Origin of the sequence: Umezakia ovalisporum Ak1311 (genome assembly GCF_029891685.1) — a bacterium.
Taxonomy (GTDB): Bacteria; Cyanobacteriota; Cyanobacteriia; order Cyanobacteriales; family Nostocaceae; genus Umezakia; species Umezakia ovalisporum.
Genome location: NZ_JANQDJ010000035.1, coordinates 1 through 25,756 on the forward strand (window position 1 = coordinate 1; position 25,756 = coordinate 25,756).

General features: G+C 42.6%; 25 protein-coding genes. 11 read left to right on the top strand and 14 right to left on the bottom strand.

What is annotated here, in order from left to right; all coding sequences use genetic code 11:
- On the top strand, positions 1-1,238 hold a 1,238-nt coding region (locus NWP25_RS05195; RefSeq protein ID WP_280698963.1), incomplete at its 5' end, for a DUF4114 domain-containing protein.
- A 153-nt stretch (positions 1,239-1,391) separates the two neighbouring features.
- Here the strand turns inward: NWP25_RS05195 and NWP25_RS05200 are convergent.
- Entirely contained in the window at positions 1,392-2,357 is a 966-nt protein-coding gene (locus tag NWP25_RS05200) for a hypothetical protein (protein WP_280698964.1), read from the bottom strand.
- A gap of 108 nt (positions 2,358-2,465) precedes the next feature.
- Positions 2,466-2,984 carry a 5-(carboxyamino)imidazole ribonucleotide mutase gene (purE, locus tag NWP25_RS05205; protein ID WP_280650076.1) on the bottom strand — a complete coding sequence of 173 codons (519 nt, stop codon included), beginning with the start codon at positions 2,982-2,984 and terminating at the stop codon, positions 2,466-2,468.
- A 265-nt stretch (positions 2,985-3,249) separates the two neighbouring features.
- Between purE and nagA the strand changes: the two genes are divergently transcribed.
- Positions 3,250-4,413: an N-acetylglucosamine-6-phosphate deacetylase gene (gene nagA / locus NWP25_RS05210; protein WP_280650077.1), complete on the top strand. Its 1,164-nt coding sequence runs from the start codon at positions 3,250-3,252 to the stop codon at positions 4,411-4,413.
- A gap of 45 nt (positions 4,414-4,458) precedes the next feature.
- Here nagA and NWP25_RS05215 read toward each other — a convergent pair whose 3' ends face one another.
- A complete protein-coding gene (locus NWP25_RS05215) occupies positions 4,459-6,543 on the bottom strand; it encodes a cation:proton antiporter domain-containing protein (RefSeq protein WP_280650078.1) in 2,085 nt (694 codons plus the stop codon).
- Positions 6,544-7,181: 638 nt separating this feature from the next.
- Here NWP25_RS05215 and bchM point away from each other — a divergent pair.
- From bchM to NWP25_RS05230, 3 genes are all read left to right on the top strand, one after another.
- The gene (gene bchM / locus NWP25_RS05220) at positions 7,182-7,868 is read left to right on the top strand and encodes a magnesium protoporphyrin IX methyltransferase (RefSeq protein WP_280650079.1); all 687 of its coding nucleotides are present in this window, start codon (positions 7,182-7,184) and stop codon (positions 7,866-7,868) included.
- 117 nt (positions 7,869-7,985) lie between these two features.
- Positions 7,986-8,474, top strand: a complete 489-nt coding sequence (locus NWP25_RS05225) for a hypothetical protein (RefSeq protein WP_280650080.1) — start codon at positions 7,986-7,988, stop codon at positions 8,472-8,474.
- Between the two features lie 18 nt (positions 8,475-8,492).
- The gene (locus NWP25_RS05230; protein ID WP_280650081.1) at positions 8,493-8,873 is read left to right on the top strand and encodes a DUF423 domain-containing protein; all 381 of its coding nucleotides are present in this window, start codon (positions 8,493-8,495) and stop codon (positions 8,871-8,873) included.
- Positions 8,874-8,973: 100 nt separating this feature from the next.
- Here the strand turns inward: NWP25_RS05230 and pruA are convergent, their stop codons facing one another.
- Positions 8,974-11,952: an L-glutamate gamma-semialdehyde dehydrogenase gene (gene pruA / locus NWP25_RS05235; RefSeq protein ID WP_280650082.1), complete on the bottom strand. Its 2,979-nt coding sequence runs from the start codon at positions 11,950-11,952 to the stop codon at positions 8,974-8,976.
- Positions 11,953-12,400: 448 nt separating this feature from the next.
- On the opposite strand from pruA, the gene NWP25_RS05240 reads away from it, so the two are divergent.
- From NWP25_RS05240 to NWP25_RS05260, 5 genes are all read left to right on the top strand, one after another.
- Positions 12,401-13,381 (top strand): SDR family NAD(P)-dependent oxidoreductase, encoded by a 981-nt coding sequence (locus NWP25_RS05240; RefSeq protein WP_280650083.1) that lies wholly within the window; start codon positions 12,401-12,403, stop codon positions 13,379-13,381.
- A gap of 316 nt (positions 13,382-13,697) precedes the next feature.
- Positions 13,698-14,339 carry a hypothetical protein gene (locus NWP25_RS05245; protein ID WP_280650084.1) on the top strand — a complete coding sequence of 214 codons (642 nt, stop codon included), beginning with the start codon at positions 13,698-13,700 and terminating at the stop codon, positions 14,337-14,339.
- 10 nt (positions 14,340-14,349) lie between these two features.
- Complete coding sequence (locus NWP25_RS05250; protein ID WP_280650085.1) at positions 14,350-15,156, top strand: pentapeptide repeat-containing protein; 807 nt, start codon at positions 14,350-14,352, stop codon at positions 15,154-15,156.
- Between the two features lie 171 nt (positions 15,157-15,327).
- A complete protein-coding gene (locus NWP25_RS05255) occupies positions 15,328-16,197 on the top strand; it encodes a DNA adenine methylase (protein ID WP_280650086.1) in 870 nt (289 codons plus the stop codon).
- Positions 16,164-16,454, top strand: a complete 291-nt coding sequence (locus NWP25_RS05260; RefSeq protein WP_280650087.1) for a hypothetical protein — start codon at positions 16,164-16,166, stop codon at positions 16,452-16,454. The genes NWP25_RS05255 and NWP25_RS05260 overlap by 34 nt, the downstream gene beginning before the upstream one ends.
- Positions 16,455-16,591: 137 nt before the next feature.
- Here NWP25_RS05260 and NWP25_RS05265 read toward each other — a convergent pair whose 3' ends face one another.
- From NWP25_RS05265 to NWP25_RS05310, 10 genes are all read right to left on the bottom strand, one after another.
- Positions 16,592-17,353: a phycobilisome rod-core linker polypeptide gene (locus tag NWP25_RS05265; protein WP_280698965.1), complete on the bottom strand. Its 762-nt coding sequence runs from the start codon at positions 17,351-17,353 to the stop codon at positions 16,592-16,594.
- A gap of 202 nt (positions 17,354-17,555) precedes the next feature.
- On the bottom strand, positions 17,556-18,299 hold the full coding sequence (locus tag NWP25_RS05270) for a phycobilisome rod-core linker polypeptide (RefSeq protein ID WP_280698966.1): 744 nt from the start codon (positions 18,297-18,299) through the stop codon (positions 17,556-17,558).
- Positions 18,300-18,341: 42 nt separating this feature from the next.
- On the bottom strand, positions 18,342-19,181 hold the full coding sequence (locus NWP25_RS05275) for a phycobilisome rod-core linker polypeptide (protein ID WP_280650090.1): 840 nt from the start codon (positions 19,179-19,181) through the stop codon (positions 18,342-18,344).
- A 19-nt stretch (positions 19,182-19,200) separates the two neighbouring features.
- On the bottom strand, positions 19,201-19,824 hold the full coding sequence (locus NWP25_RS05280) for a HEAT repeat domain-containing protein (RefSeq protein ID WP_280698967.1): 624 nt from the start codon (positions 19,822-19,824) through the stop codon (positions 19,201-19,203).
- A gap of 75 nt (positions 19,825-19,899) precedes the next feature.
- A complete protein-coding gene (locus NWP25_RS05285; RefSeq protein ID WP_280650092.1) occupies positions 19,900-20,730 on the bottom strand; it encodes a HEAT repeat domain-containing protein in 831 nt (276 codons plus the stop codon).
- A 10-nt stretch (positions 20,731-20,740) separates the two neighbouring features.
- Positions 20,741-20,983: a phycobilisome linker polypeptide gene (locus NWP25_RS05290; RefSeq protein ID WP_280650093.1), complete on the bottom strand. Its 243-nt coding sequence runs from the start codon at positions 20,981-20,983 to the stop codon at positions 20,741-20,743.
- Between the two features lie 82 nt (positions 20,984-21,065).
- Positions 21,066-21,926, bottom strand: coding sequence for a phycobilisome linker polypeptide (locus tag NWP25_RS05295; RefSeq protein ID WP_280650094.1), 861 nt, complete (start codon positions 21,924-21,926; stop codon positions 21,066-21,068).
- Between the two features lie 223 nt (positions 21,927-22,149).
- Positions 22,150-22,641: a phycocyanin subunit alpha gene (cpcA, locus tag NWP25_RS05300; RefSeq protein ID WP_280650095.1), complete on the bottom strand. Its 492-nt coding sequence runs from the start codon at positions 22,639-22,641 to the stop codon at positions 22,150-22,152.
- Between the two features lie 79 nt (positions 22,642-22,720).
- A complete protein-coding gene (locus NWP25_RS05305; protein WP_280650096.1) occupies positions 22,721-23,242 on the bottom strand; it encodes a phycocyanin subunit beta in 522 nt (173 codons plus the stop codon).
- 611 nt (positions 23,243-23,853) lie between these two features.
- Complete coding sequence (locus NWP25_RS05310) at positions 23,854-24,807, bottom strand: RluA family pseudouridine synthase (RefSeq protein ID WP_280650097.1); 954 nt, start codon at positions 24,805-24,807, stop codon at positions 23,854-23,856.
- Positions 24,808-25,313: 506 nt separating this feature from the next.
- On the opposite strand from NWP25_RS05310, the gene NWP25_RS05315 reads away from it, so the two are divergent.
- The gene (locus tag NWP25_RS05315) at positions 25,314-25,436 is read left to right on the top strand and encodes a hypothetical protein (RefSeq protein WP_280656783.1); all 123 of its coding nucleotides are present in this window, start codon (positions 25,314-25,316) and stop codon (positions 25,434-25,436) included.
- Positions 25,437-25,756: the final 320 nt, after the last annotated feature.

The window sequence follows — 25,756 nt, forward strand, 5'->3', positions numbered from 1 at the left end:
GTCCCACTGGTCCACAAGGTCCCACTGGTCCACAGGGTCCCACTGGTCAACAAGGTCCTACTGGTCCACAGGGTCCCACTGGTCCACAAGGACAACCAGGAACAGACGGACAACCAGGCGCTCCCGGTCAACAAGGTCCTACTGGTCCACAGGGTCCCACTGGTCCACAGGGTCCCACTGGTCCACAAGGTCCTCCTGGTCAACAAGGTCCTACTGGTCCACAGGGTCCTACTGGTCCACAGGGTCCACAGGGACAACCAGGAACAGACGGACAATCGGATACTGTAACTATCACCGACCCCACCGGAAGAACTCTACAGCAACCCTTTGATACAGTCTTTAAATTCTCTGTCACAGGTGCAAGCCCCTCATCTCAGGTGCTAGAGGTTGTGTTTGCGGACGGTAAAACTCAAAGTATTCTTACCACTCTCGGTGATGGGTCTGGGCTACCTTTTGGTATGGATTCTATCCTTAACAATCTCCAGTCAGGCCTCATTAATAATGTCTCCGTCACGAATGGTAATGTGAACACGTTCCAATTGCGTCAGATGGGAACTGGTGCTATTACTCCCTTAACGATTGGTGAGGTGAGAGCTAATGGTTTCACCCTGACTGGTGGTGGCTTCAACATTAATGCAGGGGTTCTGGGCAGTACGGATACTTTACAAATCTTTACTAGGAAGATTGAAGTTGGTGAAGAGAAGCCACTGGAAGCGATTAGCCTCAACAACCTAGATACTTCTACTGTGACTGGAGACAGAATCACTGTACGGGTGAATGCTACCCTGTACCGGGAAGCTTCTTTTGACAATGTAGTGGGCTTCTATTTGGCGGACAGAACTACAGGGGCGGTGGTTGATAGACTAACTGGTAACAGTATCGCTGGACTAGGCAACAGCAACGACTATCTGAATGCCGTGCGTAACAATGCCTTGGTCACTGGTACGGTTGCCAATAACCAAACCACAAATTTAAGCAGCACCTTTGAACTTAGCTCTAACCTTAACTTGTCAAATTATGTACTGCTGCCATTCCTAGTGGCAAATGGTGGTCTCAACTCGGTGAGAACTGATGACTTTAGTAACTTATTTGTCACCAGTATCGGCACTAATGTTTCAAAGAGCGACCAGATACAGTTGTTGGGCAATAATGTCTTTGGCTTTGAAGATTTAGCCGGCGGCGGTGACAACGACTTTGATGACGTAATCATTCAGGTTCGAGGAATAAGCCTGGTATAAATTAGCTACCTATGACAGCAGGTCTGGGCCTACCTCTTTTGAGATGGTAGACCTGCTAACTAAGTGAAAATAATTAAAAATATAGATACCCGACTAGTCGGGTATCTATTTGTAAGAACACTTTGAGGTGAAGTTTTTCAACCTCATCACCTGCTATCTCTGTAAGAAATTAAAACTGTAACCAATACCGACGGCAAGAACTGAGCCAGATTCACTATTATTTAGAGCATCCCCATAGATGACAGCCACACTCAATGGTATAGTTTGAACAGGAATAAAAGAAGCCCCCAAATTCAGCCCGCGACCGCTCCAAGCTGAACTTACGGCTATTTGGGGATGTACTTGGATGCCCGCCCCTGCAATTACCCCCACCCCGGAGTTGGAGTTAGAAAAGAAGGGAGCGCCGCCTAGTCCCAGAGACAGGGTGACAGGTAAAGAATTATTGCGGTCTTGAGGTCTTAAAACGCGATATGCACTAACTACACCATAAACACTGGAGGGGTATGTTCCCCCGGCATCGTTACCATAGTTAGCAAGGTTATTCCAGCCTACAGCTGCTGCTACTTGAGTAGTGCTGTTGGAAAATAAGGAGCGATGTACTTTGGCATCAAAGGAACCATTTTGGGCGAAGCTTCTAATACTGAGGTTGTTGTAAATTACCTCTAAGCCCAGGGATTGTCTGGAGTTACCCAGGCCAAACCCAAGGGATGTACCTCCGTCAGTTTCTGGTCTGACGTTATCAGAGGTTGACCCAGCAAGGCTAAGAAACATATCTCCCCAACTAGCACCAAAAGCGGTGGGAATTCCAGCCGAGGCGGAAGGGGAATAGACCCGGCGCTGAATTACATCAAAAATAGGGGTAACTCTCAACTCTTGGCGCAGTTGGTCAACAGACCTTTCTGGTGTTAGCTGCTTGGGCGCTACACTTTCTCCTAACAGTATCTGTGCGGACTCCTGTGTTACTTGGGAAGAAATCACCCCAGACTCAGAGGTTACTTCTTCTACCGTGACCGTGGGAGGTACATCAGGTAACCGACCATGACTAGCAGTAGCTAAAAATGCTAAACTTCCTAAACTCAGACCCAGGGATCTGAAAAACCATAACTGCTCACCTACCATGTAGCTCCTCACTTTAGGGGTTTGAGTTGTTTGATTGATACTTCACCCTATAATTTTACACTGTGGTAGGTATGATTGCTACTGCACTACCATAATTACACTTAGATATCAAGGGGATTGTTCTAGATACTGCTGGTAACCTAACTGTTGTAGTTTTACTTGCTTCTCCATGACTAATGCAGCTAGAGTTTGCCGATATTGCTGAACTTGAGCCATTAATTGTGGCTGGTGGGTAGCGAGGATTTGTACTGCTAAAATTCCGGCATTTTTGGCGTTGCCTATGGCTACTGTGGCCACTGGGATACCAGCAGGCATCTGTACTATAGAATAAAGTGAATCAACTCCTTGTAAGTTGCGGGTAGGGATGGGAACACCAATTACAGGCAAGGGCGTTAAAGATGCTACCATGCCTGGAAGATGGGCTGCACCCCCAGCACCGGCAATAATTACTTGAATACCTCTAGGGTGAGCTGTTTGGGCATATTCAACCATGCGTTCTGGGGTACGATGGGCAGAAACGATGGCTACTTCAGTTTCTATACCAAATTCTCCACATATCGCGATCGCATTTTTCATGGTGGGCAGGTCGGAATCGCTACCCATGATAATACCAATTAGAGGAGCCATATAATCAAATAATTAGTGGTAATTTTGAGTGAAGAATTAATTGCTTTGACACCAGAAGTGTTAAATCCTGCAATAAAAATTTACAATTTTTCCGTTTTACCCAGATAAAGTTCATTGTCTATTAAGAATGGAGTCATTAATTGCTCAAATTTTGTATCACTAACGCACAAATTGGACAGTCAACAGTCAACATTTCCGCTTTGACACTTGATTAGTGTATCAAAGATTGTTTTACCCCACCTTCCCCGTTCCCTTATTACCTATTATGAACACAGAGGAATTTTTACTTCCAGAGGTGAAGAATATAATCAACGGGCGAGTCCCTGGTCATGAAGGTTTACAACGCATCTGTGTTAACTCTCAAGGGGTAGTTGAGGAAATCACTCCTATGAGCCTGGGATTTTCTAGTTGCGAGTCTTCACTAGATGTTGCTGGCGATTGGATTTCTCTAGGTGGTGTTGATTTACAGATTAATGGGGCTTTAGGGTTAGCTTTTACGGAATTATCCCGGGATAATTCCCATCTACTGCCCAAGATATCTCTTTTTTTAGAAGATATGGGTATAGATGCATATTTACCAACTTTAGTGACTACATCAGTGGAAAATATACAGCGATCGCTCGGCATAATCGCTGATTTTACCACTACCCAAAGAGCAGGTGCGAAGATACTGGGAGTACATTTAGAAGGCCCATTTTTAAACTACCACAAGCGCGGGGCACACCCAGAAGAGTATTTATTGCCGCTGACGATTGTGCAAGTCGAAAGAGTTTTGGGCGATTATGCCCATGTTGTGAAAGTGATCACCTTAGCCCCAGAATTAGACACTACAAAGGAAGTAATACCATATTTGCGTTCTTTGGGCATAATTGTGAGTTTAGGCCATTCCCAGGCCACGGCGGCCCAAGGACAAACAGCTTTTCAACTGGGGGCAACAATGGTCACCCATGCTTTTAACGCCATGCCTCCATTACATCACCGAGAACCAGGATTATTAGGTGCAGCAATTACCCATCCCCATGTGATGTGTGGTGTGATTGCTGACGGTGAACACATTACACCCATGATGTTAGAGATTCTACTGCGAGCCAGGCACCAAGGGCTATTTCTAGTGAGTGATGCCCTTGCACCTCTGGGGCTACCCGATGGGGTGTATCCCTGGGACAATCGTTACATTGAAGTTAAAAATGGTACAGCACGATTACCGGATGGTACTTTATCAGGGACAACTTTACCCTTGTTGGTGGGGGTACAAAATTTAGTCAAGTGGGGAATTTGTAATGTGGAGACAGCCATATCCTTAGCCACAAATGCACCTAGACAAGCGATGAATTTACCAGGAATTATTTCTCATCCAGCGGCCAATTTATTACGTTGGCATGAGGATGAAAGTGCAGGAAATTTAACCTGGCAAAGATTATTTACTTGAATTGACAATCAACAATTAAATAACCGCAACACAGACACATATTCTTTAAAGATGAGCCTCTCCCAATAAAACAATAGAACCTGTTAGTTCTTCAATTACTTGAGTTGTAACTTCACTTACAGCTAAACCACCTGTGGTACGATAACGGACAGAACGTAACACGGCTAAATCGAAGGCTTGAGCTTGGCGAACTATGGTTTTAGCAACATCGTCGTCTCTAATAATTTGAATATTTGTATTCACCTGTAACTTACTTTTAGCAACAATTTCAGACAATTGAGTTGTAAATTGTTCTACTAAATGGGAAGGGGTTTTGTAATTAAACACGTGTAATAGTACAACCTCAGCCTTATTGACATCAGCCAACATTTCTGCAAACCGCCAAGCGCTGATGGTTTGAGGTCTTAAATCTCCAATGGGGACAATAATTCTCGCGATGGTTTTCGGGCTACTGATTAAGCGTGTTACTGCTACTGGACAGTGGGAAGACCAGAAAACACTATCAATTACATTACCAAACAAGCGGGCGCGTAAACCAGTTGTTCGTGACCAACCCATAACTATTAAACTAGCATTTTGTTCTCGACTGGTGCGGCTAATTGCCAATGCAATATCATCATCAATACGAATTGCCGTTGACACTTGCACATTAAATTCTTGACTGATTTCTTCAGCCATTTTTAATCTTTGCTGACTTTGCTTTAGTGATATTGCTAATTGTGGGTCATCCATGTGAACATGGGCTTTGGTAATAGCTAAAGGCAAAATTCGTCCAGATTGATGTTGAGCTATTAAGGCTGCCATTTCTATGAGGTAGCGCTGAGTTTGGGGGTTATATATTGGTACTGCTACAGTGAAGGTATCCTGAGTTCTCTCTGGTGGTTGACCATCATAACTTTCCCACCAAGTTGTTGAAAAATTCTCTGTTTCTAAATCTGTTTGGTGCATTTGTAATAACGCGGCAAATCTAGCTGTAATTAATGGACCCATTATGGAAGTAACTACCATGAGGACAATTACACTATTTAAAACACTCTCACTAATTAGCCTTTCACCAGCAGGATTTAAGCTTTGATAAGCGACCAATGCTGCGGCTAATGTAGCAGCTACTTGTGGTAGTGACAAGGACCACATTGTCAACATTTGTGGATTGTTGTAGCGGTAAATGAGCTTGGCTAAAAATGCTGCTATAAATTTACTGAGAACCAAAGCCGCTACAATTACTACTGTTAGGGATATTGAACTAAGAGTTTTGATAAATGCAGGAATATTAATTAGCAGTCCCATATCTACAAAAAAACAAGGGATAAATAAGACGCTACCAATAAACTCAATTTTTTCTTTAACCGGGCTACGTCCCACCACATCATTGACTGCCAAACCGGCTAAAAATGCACCAACAATTTTTTCAACTCCAACTATCTGCGCTCCTACTGATGCTAAAAATAAAGCCAGTAAAATAAATAAAAATTGGTTACTTTGTTCATCTCCAGAACGGCGAAAAAATTCTTTACCAGCCCAATCAAAGCCAAACAGTACAATCAGAGAGTAAAATGCTAATCCACCCAACAAACTTGCTAAACTCATTGGTGAGAATTCTCCTCCATGAATTCCCACACAAATTGCCAATACTAGCAAAGCAGCTGTGTCAGTAAAAATTGTTGCACCTACTGTCACTGTCACAGCTTCATTCATCACGACTCCCAAACGACTGACAATGGGATAAGCTAAGAGGGTATGGGAGGCTAGTAAAGAACCTATTAGGATGGAAGCATTCCACCCAAAATTAAATAATTGTCCCACAAATATCCCAGCAATGAATGGCACTAAAAATGTAAGTATTCCAAATACAATTGAACGATTTTTAGTTTTGTAAAACTGTTTTAAATCAATTTCTAACCCGGCGACAAACATTAAGTAAACTTTGCCTATATCTGAAAGCAGACTGACAGTTTCTGAATCAGAATTTAAAAGTTTTAGCCCATTTGGCCCTAGGACTATACCTGCTACTAGTAACCCTACTAATCCAGGTAGTCGCAGTCGCTCAAATATAGGAGGTACAGTAAAAATAACTGTCAGGAGAATTGTAAATTGAATGATGGGACTTTCAGTTAATAAGTTAGATGCCATTGGTATTTATAGTATTTTAAACTTTGATTAGGAAATCAAATCTATATATAGAGTGTACACGGATTTAGTAATTTATAGAAAAGCAACTCTCATAAACTAAGCAATACCATTGTACTTTATAAGTATACAGTAATCAGGAGTCATTAAAAACTAGAGGCAAAGCAAAAACTGAGGTTTAGTCACTGAAATGAATGGGAAATCAGTAATCTGGATAAAAATCACTAGTAAATGTTGATTTATATCCTAGACAGGGGTTGATATGAGTTGAAGGAGTGAAAAATTCGGTTTCATTTGTTCAAGTAACCAACAACCTGGAAAATCAATTATTATCAGAAGTGTTGAATCCTGCAATAAAAATTTACAATTTTTGCGTTTTACCCAGATAAAGTTCATTGTCTATTAAGAATAGAGTCATTTGAGAATAGAGTCATTAATTGCTCAAATTTTGTATCACCGACGCACAACTTGGACAGTCAACAGTCAACAGTCAACACTCAACAGTCAACAATTATTATCTGTAATTAGTTACTATGCCGGAAGTGAGACCAGAAAGTAGTAAAAAAAATATGTCTGATTATTCTTGACCCTTGCTATTAATGATAATTTTAACCATGGGGAACACTTAAAAATTTTACTTTATGAAGGTAGCTGACGATAAAACGATTGTTCGGGAGTATTTTAATTCCACAGGGTTTGACCGATGGCGGCGAATTTATGGCGATGGTGAAGTCAACAAAGTCCAGTTAGATATCCGCAACGGACACCAGCAAACTGTAGATACAGTGATTGGCTGGCTCAAAGATGATGGTAATTTACCACAATTATCAATCTGCGATGCTGGATGTGGTGTGGGTAGTTTGAGTATCCCCTTGGCCGCAGATGGTGCTAAAGTCTATGCCAGCGATATTTCTGAGAAAATGGTGACAGAAGCTAAGGATAGAGCCTTACAAGCCTTGGGAAATTCTGAAAATACCATTTTCGCCGTACAGGATTTAGAATCCTTGGGTGGTAGCTACCACACAGTTATTTGCTTGGATGTTCTGATTCATTACCCCCAGGAAAAAGTCGAAGAGATGATTTCTCATCTTTGCTCTTTAGCAAAGTCAAGGGTAATTATGAGTTTTGCTCCCAAGACCTGGGCTTTGACTATACTGAAGAAAATCGGTAGTTTTTTTCCTGGACCAAGTAAAGCAACCCGCGCTTATCTTCACCGGGAGGCTGATGTGGTGAAAATCCTGGAAAATAACGGCTTCTCAGTGCAACGCCAAGGGATGACTAAGACTAGTTTTTATTACTCGCGTTTACTAGAAGCTACGCGGAAATAAAGTTAAAATTGCGGCAAAGATTATTTTAATAATCTTTGCCGCAATTCCTTTTTTAATGGAAGCTTTTGCCAAGTAAAGCTAAAATCGCAAGCAAGGTTTAAAGTCTGATGTGAAACTATGAAGACTCCTGAAAAATTGGCTGCGGGTTGGCTATTAACACTGGCGTTCATGTTTTTGACACTATCAGTTTCAGCAACACTTGAGAAAAAATCTATGCTCAAGGCGATTTACCCAGAATACAAAGAGGCTTTAGCAGAAGAATTTATCAATCAACCTGCTCTTTATATGCTAGATAATACTGCTAAAAATGGTTTAATTTTTGGCATTCCTACAATGTTGTTGGGCGGTTGGATGAGCTTAGGGTTGTATCGTCAAAGCAAGGATGAGAAGAAAGCACTTGAGCAAAAAATAAGCGATGGCTTACAATCTAGTTTTTATAAAATGCTGCAAGAAAATAACGGGAGGGTTACTGTTTTAGGCTTGGCGATGAATTCTCAATTACCAGCAGCTAAAGCACAAGAATATTTAGACATGAAAGCTAAAGAATTCAATGCTGATTTTCAGGTCAGCGAAAAAGGTGGAGTATCATATCATTTTGACATCTAGAATCTATCCTGATTAGGAATGGCACAAATTTTTGTCAGCCTAGCTGCTGTTTTAGGCGGTTTATCCGTGGCCGCAGGCGCTTTTGCTTCTCATGCCTTGCGCTTAAAAGTTAGTGAGCAATCGCTGGAAATTTTTGATATTGCTGCTCGCTACCAAATGTACCACGCTTTAGCACTGTTGTTAGTAGGTTTACTAATTAGTCGTACAGCATCACCTCAACCAATTTTAGTTGCCAGTGGATGGTCATTTGTGCTTGGCACTACCATTTTTTCTGGTAGTTTGTACGCACTGAGTCTAACTGGTTGGAAATACTTGGGTGCAATTACGCCTTTAGGTGGTGTAGCTTTTCTTGTGGGTTGGGGTGCTTTGGCTGTTGCTGGTTGGGGTTTGGAGTTTTGACAATTCCAAGCCCAGAAGCAGGAGGAATGGGAGGATGTAAAAACCCTCCCAAATGGTTGTTAGCTTTGTCGAGGAAGTTTCACAAAATAAGTGCGCTTTGTTAATCTGCGCCTTCAATGGGTGCAAAACCTTGGCGTTGGATGTTTTCTGTCACTGTACGCGGTTCTAGAAATTGCAAGAGATAATCGGGGCCTCCGGCTTTGGAACCTACACCAGAAAGTTTGAAGCCGCCAAAGGGTTGTCTAGCGACGATTGCACCTGTAATGTTACGGTTAATGTACACATTCCCAACTTCAAAATCTGTCTGTACTTGTTGAATGTGGGAAGGTGTTCGAGAATAAAGTCCTCCAGTTAAGGCGTAGTTAGTATTGTTGGCTACTGCTAGGGCTGTTGCAAAATCTTTTACTTTAATTACCGCCAACACCGGGCCAAAAATTTCTTGTTGGGCAATGGTGGCATTAGGTGGTACTTCAGTAAAGATGACTGGGCCGATATAATACCCTTGTTCGGGTGCTGTTAGTTCCAAAGCCACTTGCGCTTCTGTCTTGCCTTTTTCAATATACTCCATGATGCGATGGCGGGCTTTAGCGTCAATTACTGGCCCGACTTGGGTGCTTGGTAACTCCGCTGGGCCAATATTTAAGGATTTTGTCGCTTCTACCAACCGCGCCACGAAAGCATCATATATGGGTTCCAATACAATTACTCGGGAACAAGCAGAACATTTTTGTCCACTGTAACCAAAGGCTGACTGTACCACTCCCACAACTGCTTGGTCTAAATCAGCGCTTTCATCGACAATAATGGCATTTTTACCGCCCATTTCGGCAATTACCCGCTTCATGTGCTTTTGTCCAGGTTTCAGGGTTGCTGCTTCTGCATAAATGCGACAACCAACTTCCTGAGAACCGGTAAAGGCAATGATATGGGTATCAGCATGATTTACCAAGTAAGCACCAACTTGGGAACCCTTGCCAAGAATGTACTGAAATACACCTTTAGGGATACCAGCCTCTAATAAAATTTCTGTGAATTTAGCAGTAATTACAGAAGATGGCTCCGCAGGTTTGAGCAAAGTACAGTTACCGGCAACCAAAGCTGCTACAGTCATACCACAGGCGATGGCTAAGGGAAAATTCCAAGGAGAAATTACTACAGCAATTCCTCGTGGTTGGTAAATATAGCGATTGGTCTCACCTGCTAAGTCATAGTTTACACCTTTGTCTAGCCGTTCCATTTCCTCGGCATAGTAGCGACAAAAATCTATGGCCTCAGAAACCTCTGCATCTGCTTCCTTAACTGGTTTTCCCACTTCCAAAACAATCCATGCTGCAAGTTCACACCGGCGTTCTTCCATCAATTCAGCAGCTTTTCGCAGAACACCGGCGCGTTGCTTGACAGGTGTTTTTCTCCAAGCGGGAAACGCGGCCTTAGCAGCTTGCATGGCCTGTTCCGCCTGTTCGAGGCTCATCAAGCCAACCTTACCAATAACCTCACTAAAATTAGCAGGATTGAGGGAATCAACAAACTGTGAAGTATTTACATACTCGCCATTTACCAAAGGTAGATAAGTTCTACCCAATTGTTGACGAACTGAGGCTAAAGCCTGAGCAGACCTGATTGTTGCTTTTTCTTTTGCATAATCTGTATCCGCAGCACCGAAGAATCTTTCTTCTTTGCCCCTCTGGTTCTCTGGTTGAGACAGTGGCAAATTTGGCGGCGCTAACAACTCCTCAATGGGGCGATTTTCCAGATTTTGCCGTAAGAAAGAACTATTAGCGGTATTTTCCAACAAGCGTCGAATCAGATAAGCCATCCCCGGTAGCAACTCACCGTAAGGACAGTAAACTCGGACTCGATAACCCTTAGTAACCAAAGCCTTGGCTAACTTATCCCCCATCCCATATAACACTTGCATTTCAAAGTTACGACGAGGGACATTTAAACTTTCAGCTACGGCAATGGCCCGGGCTTGCGATCGCACATTATGGCTACCAATGGCAGCATAGACATATTGGTGATTTTCTAGCAATAACTGAGTAATGGTTTCAAAGTTTGCATCTGTGGCTGCTTTATGGTTATAAACTGGCTGGGGCCAATGTTTCTGTTGTGCTTTAATTGTTTCCTGGTCCCAATATGCGCCTTTGACTAAACGAATCGTCAGGGGATAACCGCGTTGTTGCAACCAAGAAATTAGCTTTTTAACGTCTTCTTCGCTATCACGCAGATATGCTTGGATTGTTACACCAATATCTGTACGTTGCCTAAATTCATCTTCTAGCAATAGTTTTTGCAGAATATTCAGGGTTAAATTTTTGTAGGCGTACTGTTCCATATCAAAATGCACAGCTGCGCCTAATTCTTTTGCCCGACGTAACAGAATGCGAATGCGATCACTGACTTTTTGTTCACTACCCTGGGGATCTAATGGGTCAAATTGAGAATAAAATGCTGTTAACTTGACAGAAACCTGCACTTGTGGGATTTTTTCTCCATCCGCTTCATCAATGGCTGGAATGACGGCCCAATTCTTTGATGCTTCCACCAATTGCTGCATTAATTCTAGATAGCGTTCTAGATAAAACTGCGCTTCTGTTTCGGTAATTACCGCTTCACCAAGTAAGTCAATGGTGAATGCCATTTTTTCTTTTCGCAGTCGTTCAACTGTTTTGATGACTTGTTTAATATTTTCGCCGGAAATATATTTATGGGCTAAGGTTTGTACAGCAGTAGAAACACTGTTAGCCGCAACTTGTCCTGGCATAGAATCAGGGTTAGCAAAGTTTAGCATCCCCTTTAAGGCTGATGGTAATTCTACAGACTCTTGACCTAAATATTCTTGTAAATGTGCCGCAATTTCTGATTGCTTTTGTAAAGCAGGTAGTGTGTCAATAAAACGAAATAGTTGCACCCGTAAACCAGGGTTACTCATTGCCCAAGCTAGTAATTTATCATCCCAGCGCATCTGATCCCGTAGGGAACCTAAAAAGGAACGATTTTCTTGGGTTTCTGAGAGAAGCTGTTTAGCAATTTCTTGAGTTTTAGCTTCGTAGGTGCTGGTTTGTACTTTTAATACCACTGATAACTCCTTATATAGGGACTGGGGGAATTAATTTTGGATTTGTGATTTTAGATTACACTCCAACCTCAAATCTAAAATTCATTATTTCCCCTTATTCATTGTGACTTTTTCATTTTGGTGCCACCATATATGGAACACGGGATAATTAAATTTTTTCCGGACAATTTTGGTAGAGGTTGTCAAACAGTATTACAATGCTGACTGTAAAGTAGCCAACACAAATCTGTACACCTCTGAAGAAGTATTTTTGCATAATCTGCTTAAATCTGGATTTTGGGAAAAATTCCTGTTTGTAATGGTAGTAAGTGTTATTGCTTACAGCAATAAAAGCAGTTAGCTCACTGGCTTTTAGCCGTGGGGAGTTGAAAAGGCAAAGACAAAGCCATTGCTTCGGGTACTGGGCTTTACGCAATGGCTATTTATGAACTTCAGGAGCAAATTTTCAATGCACAACCTTGAAGGAAAGGTGACTTTAGTTACAGGTGCTACACGGGGCATTGGCAAAGGAATTGCCATTGCTTTGGGTGAAGCAGGTGCAACTGTGTATGTTACGGGAAGAACTCTAGATAAAACTGATGCTAGTAATCAAATTTCTGGTACTCTGAATGACACCAAAGCCGCCGTTGAGGAAGCAGGTGGTATATGTATTCCCGTCCAAGTAGACCACAGCGACGACGAACAAGTGCGATGGCTGTTTCAACGCATCGAAAATGAGCAAAACGGACAACTTGATTTATTAGTTAATAATGTTTTTTCAGGGGTCCCTGGTTTAAGAGAAAATCAAGGAAAACGTTTTTGGGAGTGTGAACCTAGTTTTTGGGATGCTAACAACAACGTCGGTCTCCGCAGCCACTACGTCGCCAGCGTTTTCGCAGCGCAAATGATGGTTAAAAGACAACAAGGGTTGATTTGTACTATTTCTTCTTGGGGTGGTATGTCGCCAATTTTTAGTGTAGCCTACGGTGTTGGTAAAGCGGCCTGTGACCGATTAGCAGCTGATATGGCTAAAGAACTCAAGGCTAATAACATTGCTTCTGTATCCATGTGGCCGGGTATTGTTGGTACTGAGCAAATTTCTCAGCTAGCAGATGACATGGCGGGACAAAATGTCACTGACCAAGGAAATTCAGTAATTACTGAACGTTATAACTGGGAAACGCCGTTATTTACGGGGCGAGTAATTGCAGCCTTAACTGCTGATGCTCATGTGATGCTCCGGACAGGAAAAGTGCAGATTGTAGCTGAACTAGCTCAACAATATGGAATTGTAGATGAACAAGGTGATTGCCCAGGATCTCTACGTTCTCTTAAGTTCATTATCCCAGCAGCTCTACCCGCCCTGAGAAAATATTCGTCGCTGATACCAGATATAAAAATCCCGTGGTCGCTGTTACTGCTAACAATACTCAAATCACCTCAGATTTAATGCCAAAAAAAAATCTGCAAATTTAGTTCCTCAGTGTTCTCAGTGTCTCTGTGGTTCTTTTTTCCAGAACTGTGCCTGGGGAACCAACGGACACTATTGATTTTTCCATAAGTAAACGGGGGTTGAACAAGTGCTGTTTTCACCTTTCTCCTGCCTTCTATTAGAATAGTAATATTACTTATATTGTTATAAACATTAGACATCAGCAAGCAAGGGCTGATGAGGATAAAACAGTACCACAGCTTATGGTAGTTTTAAAGTTAAACTCATACATTGCAAGAGAACACTTTTATCCTCATGACTGGAGACCACAACCTTGGGAATAGAATTACGCAGTTTTGTATTTCTCGACAGCCTGCAACCTCAACATGCAGCCTACATGGGAACAGTAGCCCAAGGTTTCTTACCATTACCGGGAGATACATCACTGTGGGTTGAAATCTCTCCGGGTATTGAAATTAATCGAATTACGGATGTAGCACTCAAATCTGCTTCTGTTCGTCCAGGAGTGCAGGTGGTGGAGCGACTATATGGTTTATTAGAAATTCATTCTAGCTCTCAAGGAGAAACCCGGGCTGCTGGTCAAGCGATTTTGGCGACACTGGGAGTCAAACGGGAGGAATGTCTAAAACCACGTGTTGTTTCTAACCAAATTATTCGCAATATAGACGCTTATCAAACCCAATTAATCAATCGTACACGCAGAGGTCAGCTGCTGCTAGCAGGGCAAACACTATATGTATTAGAAGTTCAGCCGGCTACTTATGCTGCATTAGCTGCTAATGAAGCTGAGAAAGCAGCAGCGATTAATATTCTAGAAGTGCAAGCTGTAGGAAGTTTTGGACGATTATATTTAGGTGGATCAGAGCAGGACATTTTAGCAGGTGCAGCCGGAGCATTAGCAGCGATTGAAAATGTAGCTGGTCGAACAAATCCCCAGGGTGGGAGACAGGAGTAAAGGAGAGAACATGGCAAATCGAGAGCATCTGGCTTTACTCAAAGCAGGTGCAGTTCAATGGATGGAGTGGAGACAGGAACATCCCCAGATGACACCAGATATCAGCGCGGCGAACCTCACAGGAGACAACCTCAGAGGGGCAAACCTCCAAGATGTCAACTTAAATAAGGTGGATTTAAGTAGTGCTTTACTTGTGCGAGCTAACTTGAGTAGGGCTGACTTGAGCGGTGCAAAGCTGCACAAAGCCAAGCTGATAGAAGCTAATCTGAATGCAGCTAACTTGAGTGTGGCTAATTTGAGTGGTGCTACACTTACCCAGGCAAATTTGAGTCAGGCAAATCTCATTGGTGCTGACTTGAGTCAGGCTAATCTTCAAGGCGCTATTATGACTGAAGCTAACCTCATTGGAACTGACTTGAGGGAGGCCAACTTGAAAGATGCTGATTTGGCTAGGGCGCAGTTAATCAGGGCTAACCTTTGTTTTGCTAATTTGATAGCAGCTAACTTAATTGGTGCTGATTTAAGTGAAGCAAATTTGTACGAGGCGGATTTTATTGGGGCTTATTTTTATCAAGCTAATTTTTACAGAGCTAATTTAAACCAGGCTCACCTCAGTGGGGCATACTTGTTTCAAGCTAACTTCAGTGAAGCTAATTTGAGTGGTGCTAATTTAACATGGACTAACTTAACAAGAGCTAATTTGAAAGGTGCTAATCTTACCGGTGCTAATTTGAGAGGTGCTAATGTCACCGGTGCTGATTTGAGAGGTGCTAATCTTCAGGAAGCAATTATGCCGGATTTGTGTAGGTGTGATTAGCCAAAATTCACATTAATGCCATGAATTGATTCTCTCAATCAAACATCAATACCAAGATATGGAAATGTTTAAGGCGATCGCTATATTTAAGTTACATAAACAAAGCTTGATTATTGCCTGTTCCCCATTCCCTGTTCCCTTTTTGGCACACTCTATTAGAGGTTGGCTTTGATGGCAAAAAAAATTGCATTTGGTTGGTATGGTGGTAAGTACAGTCATTTAGACTGGCTTTTGCCATTGTTGCCCAAAACGACTCACTATTGCGAACCGTTTGGGGGTTCTGCAGCGGTGTTGTTAAACCGGGAGCCTGCACCTGTGGAAACCTATAATGATATTGATGGCCAGGTAGTCAACTTCTTTCGGGTGTTACGTGACCAAAAAGATGAACTTATCCAAGCTATTGGGTTAACACCATTTTCCCGTGAAGAATTTCACATTGCCATTAGCAATGATCACGAAGGTGTATCAGATTTAGAAAAAGCTAGACGATTTTTTGTCCGGGCGCGACAAGTAAGAACAGGGTTGGCACAAACCGCCAGTGTGGGACGATGGGCACATTGTAAACTCACTAGCAGGGCTGGAATGGCTGGTGCAGTTTCTCGGTGGCTCGGTAGTGTTGAGCATCTACCAGAAATTGTGCAACGGTTGCTGCGTGTGCAAATTGAAAACGACCAAGCAACTGATATTATTCAACGGTACGATAGTCCAGAAACTTTATTTTACTGTGATCCTCCGTACCCTCACGATTCCCGTGGGGATAGCAAAGCTTACGCTTATGAAATGACCGATGACGAACATCGACAATTGGCAGGGGTTTTGCGTTCAGTTAAGGGTAAGGTTGCCCTTTCAGGCTATGATTGTACGTTGATGCAGCAACTTTATGATGATTGGAACTGCATCAAAGCACCCCAGAAGCATTGCCATTCCGTCAAGGAGTTACGGCAAGAAATACTTTGGGTAAATTATGACTTGCCAATTTCCACCTTCACTATCCAAGAAATAGCTCCATGTCCACCACCCCACGAGCTATCCTTGATGTAGCCTTGCAAATAGCCGAAGCATCAAATCAAGCCCTTGTAACTGACCCCAGCATCGCTGAAAAAATCGATTATGTATCGCGCTATGTGGGTAATCGTGCTGTGGTTCGTTTGTTACTTGCCTGCTCTTTAGCAGCAATTCACCGTCCGGATGTTGATATCCGCAAGGTTTACGCAGAACAAGAAAGTGCTGTGACTCAACCTCTAAAAGAAGCTTTTTTGGCTTTGAGACAAGCTGCTGAAAGTGCAAGGGAGTTTTGAGGAGTCAACAGCTACTGGGTCTAGTTTCCACTTAACATAACGCCAAAGTCCCGGAAAAACCGTAAACCCCTTGTCATATTCAGGCAGAAACCAGACCCAGTATAAAATTTTAGTTTTAGACGGTGAGATTTTAAATCTTAGCGTCTGCCACGGTAAGGAACCGCACTGAGATAATCAATATCAAATGCAGAAAGCTTTTGAGCGTAGTTACCTTTGGCACCAACCGCTGCTGCCATATCCGCATATTTGCGTGGGTCGCCTTCGGATAAGCGTCTTTCTTGGAACTTGCGGGTGTAGAATTTCTCCAAGGTAAAGCGCCAATCAGTTTTAACTGTGCCCACTTTTTCTTGAAATTCTTCGCCGTAACGAGGTGTTACCAAGTTGTGAGGACGACCTTCCATGCGTTTGCGCTGGTAGGGTACGATAGTGTCGCCAAAGTTTTGGGTGTATTCTTCACTATCTACTAAAGCATCAACAAAGCCGCTGAAACCTTTGGTAGCAATCACGATTGACCAAGCAATTTGTTCGTCTTTGTTGTAGGACTCACGGCCTAAGATCCGCTTCAGGGTGATGTCTACTAAACGGTAGTTGTTGTTTGCCGAAACAACTAAACGATAAAACGCTTCAGACTTGGCTAAACCTCTGATGAAGTCGCGCACAGATAGAGAGCCGGTTTTGAGTTGAGATTCCAAAGCTTTTTGGCGGTTGAACTTGAGAATTTCATGTTCACTAAAAATTTGCCGATAGGCTGCCCAAATAATGCTTTGGATATCAGTGTAAGAGCTGACATCTTCCATTCGGTAGATGTATGGTGTGTCTTCATTTTGGTCAGCTATACCAAAACTTTTGACTCGGTGATTTTGAGTGGTTGGTTTGTATTGAAGTAATGGCAGAGACATACTGCGTTCTTCCTTTGATTAACAGGTAAACAAAAAGCTAACTGGCAAAACTGAAGGAGGTGGGAATCCTCAAACCCTCATTCGTACTTTATTTATTCTCCCGCATTATGTTAATACCAAGAGCTGATTGCCCAGCAATTTACTATTAACAAGAAACTTATTTCTGCGGTGACTCCTGGTAATGTAGCTAACAAGCAGCTATTTACCGCAAGGGAAAATTCGCCATCGCATTGATGGATAAAGGGGTACCTTGGAGGTTGGTATCTCTTGTCATGTTGGGAATTTGGATGTTTGCCAGGTTAACTGGTGTAAATTTCAGGGTCTTGATTTCGATAGAATTAGCTAATTCCATGAAGTTCTTGATATCTCCTGGTTTATAGCGCTGGTTTTCTAACTTATCACGCCAGTAGTTACCGTAGCGTGGTGTGACTAAATTAAAGGGTCTGTCTTTAAAACGTCGCCGTTGGTAGGGAACTATATTGTCGCCAAAGTTGGTTTGATATTCTTGAGAGTCTATTAAAGCATCAACAAAACCATCCCAGCCCAGGGTAGCTATTTTAATTGACCAAGCAATTTCTTCGTCTTTATTGTAGGATGCGCGACCTAAAAGCCGTTTCAGGGCAATTTCTACCAGACGATAGTTAGAATTAGTCTCTACTACCAAAGAGCGAAAGGCTTCGGATTTAGCCAAGCCCCGGATAAAGTCACGGACAGTAATGGCTTTATTTTTGAGTTGAGATTCTAAGTTGCTTTGGCGATAGAATTTGAGGATTTCATGTTCGCTTAATACTTGCCGATAGGCTGCCCAAATTAATTCTTGGACTTCGCTATTAAAAGCACAGTCTTCAATGCGGTAAATCCTGGGGCTATCTTCGTTGGGAACTTCGTAACCGGCAACCCGCTGGTTTTGAGAACTGGGTTTGTATTTTAGTAAAGGAATGGTCATGACAGTTGCCTACATCTGACTAGTTAAGTGAGGACTGATGTTTTAATTGGTGGGATTTTTGGGAATGTAACGATAAGGTAGAGCAACAGCTACAGGTTTTATGGTTGGTTGTGGTGTATCAGATGGGCGGGAGGTGTCGGGAATCTGCATATCTTTGATTTGGGAGGTAACTGTGGCTACTGTGCGTTGATAGTTACGTTCATTTGTGATCACTTTTCCGGCCATGTCCATGAAAGTGGCAGGAATTACCCGACGAACCTCTTGTTTGCTAGCACGGCCTGTGGTGCGGGCGGTATAGAAGGAACGACCACCGATAGATTGCAACATCATGCGATCGCGCCAGTATGAACCGTAGCGGGGATTGACTAAGTTAAAGGGTCTGTCTTTATAGCGACGGCGTTGGAAAGGTACAATGTCATCGCCAAAGTTTTGAAGATATTCTTCACCGTCCACCAAGGCATCAATAAAACCGTGTAATCCTTTGGTACCAATGACAATTGACCAAGCAATTTCTTCGTCTTTGTTGTAGGCGGCGCGTCCTAAAAACCGCTTTAAGGTAATATCCACTAAGCGGTAGTTGGTGTTGATGTCGGCTACTTGTGTCCGGTAAACTTCAGATTTACCCAATCCCCGGATAAAATCGCGGACGTTAATGGACTGATTTCGCAATTGAGATTCTAAAAATTTCTGGCGATTGCTTTGAATAATTAAGTGTTCGCTGAAAATTTGTCGATATGCTGCCCAAATAATCGCATCAATATCTGTATCTGAGGTAGCAGCAGTTAAGCGATATATTGTTGGTGTATCTTCGTTGGGTACCTCGTAACCTTCTACACGCTGATTTTGAGTGGTGAGTGGATAATTGAGCAATGGTATTGACATGTTTAGTTTTTCCTTTTTTTTATGATGTGTGAGCCAAAAATCCATCAGTAATGGCTAGGCGCACACGAGCACGAATTGCCTTTTCTTCATCAGTGGCTAGCACCTGGTTGAGTCTAGTGCGGATGGGATGTTGCAAATCAGGTATTTGAGCCAAGGCTTGTAAACCGACCACAGCAGCATAACGGATTGACCATTCTGAGTCTTGGGAAATTAACAGCAAGGTTTCTAAGGCCTTGTTCAACCCTGTTTCCCTGTGGGGAGACTTGAGTTTATGCCAGTGCAAGTTTCCCAATCCCTTGGCAGCAGCACGGCGAACACTGGGAGCAAAGTCTGTAGCTGCGGCTGTGATTAAAACGTCTAATGCACGGGGGTCGGCGATTGCTGCTAAGGTACGAATCGAATAAGCCCGTGCGCCATAGTTATAATCGTCTATTTGGGATAGCAATTGTGGCACTGCTATTTCTCCCATTTGTGTCAAGGTTTCCACCGCCACTGTAGCTGCGGTTGGGTTGTTATAACCAAACACTGCTATTAAGGTGGAAATGGCTGCGAAATCTTGGGCTGCTGCCAGGTTTTTTACTGCCGTCACCATTTTTTGTGGTGTATCTGCCAGGGCTACGGCACGGATTAATTCATCAGTCATCAGTCAACAGTCGCTAATTAATAATCAATAAGTCATTGGTTATTAATCATTAAACTCATGACTAATAACTAATGACTACAAAAGTGAATCCATCAAGTTCATTACTGCAATGGCATGATCACAGAGAGATAAAGCATCTAAGTTTTGGGTAAGTTGATGCTCTAGCAATCCTTTCAAAGCCATGAGTTTGAAGCTATTTTCAGCTTTAGTGCTGGCCATAGCCTCCGCTGCGGCCATGTAACCAATTGCACCCAAATCTGCTAGTACTAAGCGGCGCAACTTTAGATCGTCACTAGACAACATTGTTACCAATCTATCCCCATAAGTGGGGTCTTGTGTGAGTTGGTACATTGATCGAGCGGCGGCACAGCTGACTGCTGGTATTTCATGGTCTAAAAACGGTGAAATTAAAGAAATAGCCTCAGTTGCACCAATAGCTCCCAAGGCTTCTATTACCGCTTCATAGGGCTGGGTCAGATGAGGGCAACCGGGTACTTGCACGGCCATGGCCACACCTCCATGGAGCATTTTTATGAGTGCTGGTGCAGCAGTTTTGTTTCCCAGCTTTTGTAAGGACTGGGCTGCTGCTTCGCGGACATAAAAGTCAGAGCATTCTAAGCAATGAATTAAGCCTGGTATCGCTTTAGCATCACCTATTTTCCCCAATGCTCTGGCTGCATTGCGCCGCAGTGGATAACCTCCCATTTCGGTTCTGTCGGCTTCGTCTTCCAAGGCCGCAATTAAGGCATTGACGACATCTGGGTGGTTAACGCGAAATCTACCCAGCCACCAAGCTGCGTAATAGCGGAGACTTAAATCTAGTGAGTGCAGGTTAGCGAGTGCTTGCTCTGGTGTCAAATGGGGCGCGTTTTCTGCTGAATATTCTTCCGCAGTGGGTTCTTTCATTGCCAGAAAATTAGTTTGCTTCAGCGTTCAATGGCAAAATATTTATAATTCTGCCACCTAGGCGGTTAATTCTTTGCATTTCTTCGTTCATCCGACTGTATGGCACTGTGATAAACACGCTACCACTACGACGGATATCAAATTTATTTTTGTCAGTTTCTGCGTTTTGGCGCAAACCTACGACTTCATAACGAAATACTCGGCTTGCAGATGAAGAAACGCTACTAGCCCCTAGTGTGGTTTGACCGAACATTACTTTTACATCTCCTTTATAGTTGAGGCAGCGCTGGCTGAGGTTTTTCCTGCATCAGCGACTGCCGTTGAGTAACGTTAGCTTAAGCTGAAGTAATACTGACGATTTTGCCGCCTTGCCGATGAATTTGCTGGATCTTGTCAGAAAGCCGCTCGTAAGGTACCATGAATGCTGTGCTACTCCGTCTGACACTGGGATAGCCAGCTCCACGAATTGCTGTTACTTCAATGCGATAAACGCGATCGCTGACACCAACAGCATTACCCAACTTCTTCTTGGGAGCTACATCTGCGGAAGCACGGAAATTCCAGTTATCGTTGCTGCCTGATGGCCCCACAATTGAAGAAGAGCTATTACGAGCTAAATCCTGCGCTAACCGGGATTTAGTTCCCTCTACCTGGGCGCGATCGCTATTGGCATAACCCCGATACAATCTAAATAAACGGGTAAAGCCTACAGTTTTTTGCCCTGGTTGAGTATTAAAACCACGATAATAAGGTACGACATTGTCGCCGAAATTATTTTGGTACTCCGGAGAATCAATATAGGAGTCAATCTCTGCGTCGTAGCCTTTTTTCTGGTACAAATCTAGGTGGTACACAACCTCCGATTCATCGTAGGGAGCGCGACCCAAAAGATGTTTGTAGTTGAGTTCGATTAATCTGGTTTGAAAATTGGGATAAAAAAACTTGGTTTTGTAGAGTTCCGATTTAGCAACGATGCGGACAAACTCCCGCACTGTGATATTGCCATCTCGCAAAAGTGATTCGGCGCTGACTAGACGTTCTGATGCCATCAAGTAGTCATTACCCAAAACTTGCCGATAAACGGCGCGGACGACAACTTCTGCTTCATTTTTGCTAGCGTTGGGGCGCAGTTCAATTGGAGGCGCATCGCTAAAAGGCTCTGTTCCTAGCCTGGATGCTGCTGCTGTAATTGCCATTTTGCTTCACCTGTCTATTTGCATTTCGGCTATTTCTACCGATTGCCAACTTTACTAAAGCTGTTATTTTTTATTTCTCTGAATAAAACTTTGCCCGGAGGAAGATCCAACTGCTAGGTGAGCCAGAACGATCCTTTTGGTTGCCAAAACGAGCGACTGGTTAACCCCAAAAGGTTGACTAAATCCATCCAGCACTTGCATCCCTCTCCGGGCAAGCTACTATCTAGCTGAGAGCGTTAATAGCGTAGTCGAAGTAGGTGTTAGCTTCGTTGGCAGCTTGTCCAGACAAACCATGATTGGCTTTCATGTATTTGATGGCTTCAATGTACCAGCTAGGAGATAAATCAAAGGAGTTGTTAATTTCAGCCAAGCCAGCGATCAAGAATTCATCCAAAGGACCAGTACCACCAGCAACTAAGCTGTAGGTAACAATGCGTAGGTAGTGACCTACATCACGAGCGCACTTACCTTTACCACGGCTGTCAGAAGCATACTGAGGTCCTGGTGTTTGGGTGGTGTAAGGGAATTTTTGATATACAGCTTCGGTTGCACCATCAATTAAGCGTTGTGCGTTAGAGGTCAAAGCGCGAGCAGCTTCCATGCTGGCAATAGCACGTACATAACGACCGTTAACTGCTTGTAATTCGGTGTTGCTTAAGAAACGTCCTTGGGTATCAGCAGAGGCAATAGCTTCAGTAATTGGTGTTTTAACCATCTTCTCAAATCTCCTTGGTATTTTGTAAATTTTTGGTCTGATTACCTAAATATTTAGGCACTGGACTTTGTAAGTGATATTAAGCAACAGCAGCAGCAGCACGATCAAAGTAGCTAGCTACTTCAGACATTAATTGGCTGCAATCGCCCTTGGTGATACCGTTGGGATCGTTAGCGAGGCCAATAGCAGCATCCTTCATTTTTTGAACGCCCACAGCTACGGAAGAACCAGGAGTTCCTAAAGCTTGGTAGGTTTCGCGCAAACCGTTCAAGCAGCGATCATCTAGAACACTGGCATCACCAGCTAAAATAGCGTAGGTAACGTAGCGCAAGATAATTTCCATGTCGCGCAAGCAAGCAGCCATACGACGGTTGGTGTAAGCGTTACCACCAGGAGCAATCAATTGGGGTTGTTCTTCAAACAAAGAACGAGCTGCATTGGTAACAATGGCTGAAGCGTTGCTGGTGATGCGGTTAACAACATCTAAACGCTTGTTGCCTTCTTTAACAACGTTGGTCAAAGCGTCTAGTTGCTCACTGCTCAAAAACTCTCCTCTGGAGTCAGCTTGAGAAACCACCTTGGTAAATACGTCTAATGTCATGAACTTTAATCTCCTAATTCCTTAGTTGGTGAGATGTCTAGATTAAAACTGGCAATGTTTTATCAAAATTTGAAGTTGAAAACAGACTATGAATCAAACCGCTTCTCTGTTTAGTCTCCTAATGCCTTGTTACTGGGTGAACGAGGGATTATGAGAATCTGGGTTAATTATGAGAAATAGGCAAATTGGCATCAACTAATTGCCTTGTTTGACTTTTGTCTTTCATTCAACCCCTTCAGATTATGTTTATACAATGCTATAGATCGTTTATTTGTTACAATTTATGAATAAATGAGATGCAGAAATAAGAACCACCTCAAATCCTTTACATACAAGGGCTGTGCCTGAGAAATAGCCTCAATTTTAGTAACATTAATTTACAATAGCCAAGTATCACCAGAGAATTTATTAATTTCATAATTTTTTAACTTTTATAGAAGTCTACAATACACAGTACATTGCAGTGGTTGTGTGTATTTTTAACTATTGCTGTTTTTATAAAAAAATGTTATGATAGAGTGTTAAGATATTGCTGCAAGTAGTTCTAGTTCATCTTGACAACAGTAAAAAAAGCGAAAAAAGTTTACAAATCTCAATAACCACCCATAGCTTCAGCCAGGAAATCTTCGCCGCAGAACCTCCAGCAAAGTTGTCAGTGTTTGAGGAGGAGGAGCTGTCACGGAGATCCAATGGTGAGAGACTGGATGTTGCAACTTGAGTCGCCAGGCGTGCAGCGCTTGACCTGGTAAGTTCACCCCTACAGAACGACCAGAACCATAAAGAGGGTCACCAACGATGGGATGACCCATTTTGGCACTGTGGACACGAATTTGATGGGTGCGTCCAGTTTCTAATTGAAACAGGATCAACGTATAGTTTGCTAGTCTTTCTATTACTTGCCAGTGAGTGACAGCACAACGTCCGCCTTTTTCTATAGGGAGAATTGCCATTTTTTTTCTATCTTTGGGATGACGACCAATAGGAAAGTTTATCATCCCACTTTCGGCTTTTGGCGCACCGTAAACAATACCCAAATATTCTCTTTGAGCAGTTTTTGCTTGTAGTTGTGCTTGCAGACTGTAATAGGCAATATCAGTTTTAGCAATAGCGATAGCCCCTGTTGTATCCTTATCTAATCGATGCACAATTCCTGGACGCTGCACACCGGCAATTCCGGGGAGATTGGGACAATGTGCTAACAAAGCATTTACCAAAGTACCATCGGGATGACCGGGTGCGGGATGGACCACTAAGCCTGCAGGTTTGTTGAGAATCACTAATTGATCGTCTTCATAGAGTATATCTAAGGGGATATGTTGGGCTTGCAGTTCTAGGGTTTCAACTTCTGGGATTTTTAAAGTAATGACATCCCCTGCTTTGACATTGATTTTTTTAGTTGTGCAGATTTCATTATTCAATTGAACATTACCCTGTTCAATTAATTGCTGGATGCGAGAACGGGATAACTCTGGCAATTCTTCTGTAAGGTAGCGGTCAAGGCGTTGACCGGAGGTATTAGCCACGCCATCGCCTATTTCTTCAACTTGTAAATTAAATACGCTCACAATTGCTCTAGATTAATTTCTCTTGCATGCAGTTAGGCACGGAGATATAGTCATTCTATCAATTTTAACCAACTGGTGAACAAGAAATGAATTTAATTACGCCAATAACAAAATAGACAAAAACTTTCATCACTCATTTAGCACTGCTATGTATGTATTGTTCATCATTGGGTTTTTATTGGGTAATAATATGTTATTACTGTAACTTTTATCGAAGTAGACTTTCCGGAGCAAGTAGATAAAAATACCACTAATTTTTATTCACATTCTCTTTAGTTATTCATGATGAAATTTATAATTTTTTTGGTAATTTTTGCAAAAATTATAGTAACATAAAAATTAGTAAGCAAACTATTTGCCATATACCATTTAGCTAAAAAGCTATTTTGCTGGTATGTATGTAAGATACCTTTTGGCTTTAGCTGTAAATCATGGGTTTTGCTGAATTCCCCACTGTTGCATTTCACTACCAACTATCTTGGTGTAATATCAACCCTCGATAACTAATGACCATGACCATAGTCATTAGTATCCCACCACCCCGGTTGCTAGAGATTAGAGAAATTCGCAACGCACTAGCTCCTCTATCCCTTTCTGAGGAAGTGCAGCAGGATAAGATTTTAATTTGAGTAACCTGAGTACGGAGAAAATCTACAATCTCAAATTTGTGTACAACACTGAACAAACTCGCTACTTAGTTAAAAAATACACAATATGTTCTAGTTAACAATATCTTTAAGTGCTGATTCTCCAGAATATTACTCGAGTAAATACGGTTAGTAGCAATAATTTTGCTACTGATGGGCTAGAGCCAATAGTCTATGTGAGGTACTTAAGTTACAGTTAAATTGGCTAAATGAGCGACGTCACAAATAATCAATTTGCTCTACAGAGTTATTGGTCATTAGTCGTGAGTTAACCACACCCAAAAAGGATACGGTTGTAACAG